The 3084-nt window shown below is 67.3% G+C and carries 3 protein-coding genes and 1 pseudogene; all 4 read right to left on the bottom strand.

What is annotated here, in order from left to right:
• A pseudogene (gene eno, locus VFF46_RS03355) lies at window positions 1-362 on the bottom strand (phosphopyruvate hydratase); the annotation flags it as partial.
• A gap of 176 nt (window positions 363-538) precedes the next feature.
• Entirely contained in the window at window positions 539-796 is a 258-nt protein-coding gene (locus VFF46_RS03350; RefSeq protein ID WP_325035512.1) for an RNA 2'-phosphotransferase, read from the bottom strand.
• Window positions 797-858: 62 nt separating this feature from the next.
• Window positions 859-1701, bottom strand: a complete 843-nt coding sequence (locus VFF46_RS03345) for a LysR family transcriptional regulator (RefSeq protein WP_325035511.1) — start codon at window positions 1699-1701, stop codon at window positions 859-861.
• 614 nt (window positions 1702-2315) lie between these two features.
• Window positions 2316-3084 (bottom strand): phosphotransferase enzyme family protein (locus VFF46_RS03340; protein ID WP_325035510.1); only part of this gene is annotated, 769 nt, incomplete at its 5' end.

The raw sequence follows: 3084 nt of genomic DNA, 5'->3' as shown, positions 1-3084 counted from the left end.
GCCTTCGCGACCGCGAGGCTGACGCCGAGGATCGCGTTCGCGCCGAGCTTGGCCTTGTTCGGGGTGCCGTCCAGGTCGAGGAGCGCCTGGTCGATCAGCCGCTGCTCGTGGACGTCGTACCCGACGATCTCCTTGTCGATGTCCTCGAGGATCGCGGTGACGGCCTTCTGCACGCCCTTGCCGCCGTACCGGTCCTTGTCGCCGTCGCGCAGCTCCACGGCCTCGAACTGGCCGGTGGACGCGCCCGACGGGACGGCCGCGCGGGCGATGGTGTCGTCGTCGAGCAGAACCTCGACCTCGACAGTGGGGTTGCCGCGCGAGTCGAGGATCTCGCGCGCGCCGACGGCCTCGATGGTGGCCACATTGACTCCCAAGTTCTCGATGACGAATCGTTGCCGAGCCTAGTCCCCAGACCACCGGGCTCAGTGGACCGCGTCGACCCTAACGATCGCATCCGGAGGTACCTCCCGCGTCAGTAACACTCCGTTGGGCGCCCGATAGACCGCGAGATTCCCCAAATCCACACCCAGCAAGACATCTACACCCACCTAACTGTTCTTGGCGGGCCCCAGATGCAGATGAGTAAGCCGCCTCGCACGTGTTCCCAACTGTTCTCCAAGGCTTCACGTGTTACCGGCATCCCGTGGAGTGAGTGCCCCTGGCAAGCACGGATCCGGTCGCCGTCGACCTGCAGGCGCTGCTTGTCGTTCTCCCGTACGGCGACGTCCAGGCGCTCGCGGGTCAGCCCGAGGACCCGCAGTACGTCGGCGATCGCCGCCCAGCCGTCCGCACTCATCGTGAGACCGCGTTCACCTGCTGTGTGGCGGAGGAGTTTGGAGACTGCTCGGCTGTCGCGGGTCATGTCAGCGCTTTCCGGAGGGCGTCCACTCGTTCGTCGCGGGTCGGACGGGTGATGACGTAGTACCGCACCGGCGGGAGGTCCTTGACGGGGATCTTCCGGACAGCGGCCGTCGTACGGACCGAACCGTTGACGACTGCCGGCCCGATACCGAGACGCACGAAGTGGACCAGCAGTTCCCACCCTTCCGCCTCCACCGCGACGGACCACCGGATCCCCTGGTCGAGCAGGCTCCGCTCCAGCTGCTGCCGGTGCGGACGATCCTTCGGCGGTACGACGAGCGCCTCGTCCTGCAGGTCCTTCAAGCGGACGGTACGACGGCCCGCGAGGCGGTGGTCGTTGCGGACGATCAGCGTCTGCGGGAACTTCGCGAGGAGCGTGCACTCCAGGTCGTCGGGCGGTACGCCGAGCGCGGTCACGCCGACGTCGGCCGATCCGTCGCGGACCGCGGCCAGGGTTCCGGCGGCGTCGGCGGTGCGCAGCCGGAGCTCGAGCCCCCGGCTGAGCACCCGCTTGAGCGAGTCGCCGAGCAGATACAGGTAAGCGCCGGAGCCTGCGACCAGTACGAGCGGACGCGGCGGGGCGGCATCGAGCGTACGAAGGAAGTCGGCCGTGCGATCCCGGGTGTCGTTCGCAAACGCAGCCAACCGCTCCCCGGCACCGGTGAGCAACAGCTGCCGCCCGTGCTTGACATACAGCTGAGCGCCGAGCCGCCCCTCCAGCTTCCGGATCCGGATATGCAGTGCCGGCTGACTCACATGCAGCTCCTCCGCAGCACGAGTGAAGTTCCGATGCCGCGCGAACACCCCAAACGCCTGCAGATCCTCAGCCACAAGTTCCATCATCAGAAACTATAGCTATGTCGATAAGAACTAGTTCTGCTGGATAGTCCCAGACCCGCCCCTGGAAGCATGAACAGACTGGGAATCGACATCGGCCGAGTGATCATCGCCGGCTCCGGCCCCGGCGACACGTCGTTCTTCTCCGGCGACACAGCCGCGATGCTGCGCACACCCGCCGTACCAGGCGCCTTCGAAGCAATCACACGCCTGGTCCCGCACTTCACCCAAACCTGGCTGATCTCGAAGTACGGCCCGCCGCGATCACCCCAGCAGTCCCGCACCGATACCTCTTCAAGACCTGGTCAACCACCGAGCCCGCGGTACTGCGGGATCTCCATACGTCTCGCTGACAGGCCGCCAGGCTCGCGCTTGTTCAGCACCACTGCGCGACGATCACGCACCCTGGCTCTGCGGTGTTCGTAGCCGGGCCTGAGATCGCAACACCGCCCACCGCCAGGATCACCAACGCAGCCAGCGAGATCAGCCTTCTCATCTCTTCACCCCCAGCCAGTCAAGCGGATCCAGTGCTGTGACTCGCAATGAACACAGCGCCAACCAGTTCGCATTGTCGCCTAATGCCTCCAACTACGCCATAGCACATTTCCCTGGGGCGCCTACAGGCCGAACGAGCGGCGGGCGTCGGAGAGGCCTTTGTGGTTGTCGGTGGGGGTGGTGATGCCGGTGAGGAGGTTGGTGGTGATGCGCCAGGCGAAGTAGCCGGCTTGCACGGCGTAGCGGACTCGGAGGTAGACCTCCAGGCCGCGACGGATCTCGTCGACCAGGTCGGGGCGGCGGGCGAGGTACGCCGGTACGACGGGGCGGTCGACGTACATGGCGGCGGATGCGACGTCGTACAGGATCGGGCCCCGCATCGCGCTCCCCCAGTCGATGAGCGCGATCCGGCCGTCGGGCTGGCGGCGGAAGGCCTCGGCGGCGGGGTCGCCGTGCAGCCAGGCCCACGACACCGGCCCTAGCGCGATCGCATCGGCGAGCGCGCCCTCGACAGCGGGGCGGATCCACGGCTCGAGGTCCAGCGACTCCTCGAACGGCAGCAGGAACCGCAGCCAGTCGGCAGTATCCCCGGATTCGAGCGGCACGGCCGAGTGCACCCGTCCGAGCAGGTCCCCGATCGCGTCCTGATCCGACGGCACCAGCTCGTCACCGTCGATGTACTCCAGTACGGCGACCTGTCGCCCGTCGACCCGCTCCACCAACCGCCCGTGCTTGCTCACCCGCGGCCGCCCGGTCGGTACGCCGGCGTCGTCCAGCCGAACCGCCAACTCCAGCCCGGGCCCGAACGCGGCATCGTCGCCCCCAACCGCCTTCAGCACAACGCGTTCCGCACCACACGATGCCAGCCAGGTAGCCGAGTTCATCCCACCC

It is taken from the genome of Kribbella sp., assembly GCF_035655035.1.
GTDB lineage: Bacteria > Actinomycetota > Actinomycetes > Propionibacteriales > Kribbellaceae > Kribbella.
Note: the sequence above shows the minus strand (reverse complement) of the source record. Positions and strands in the feature narration are given on the sequence as shown.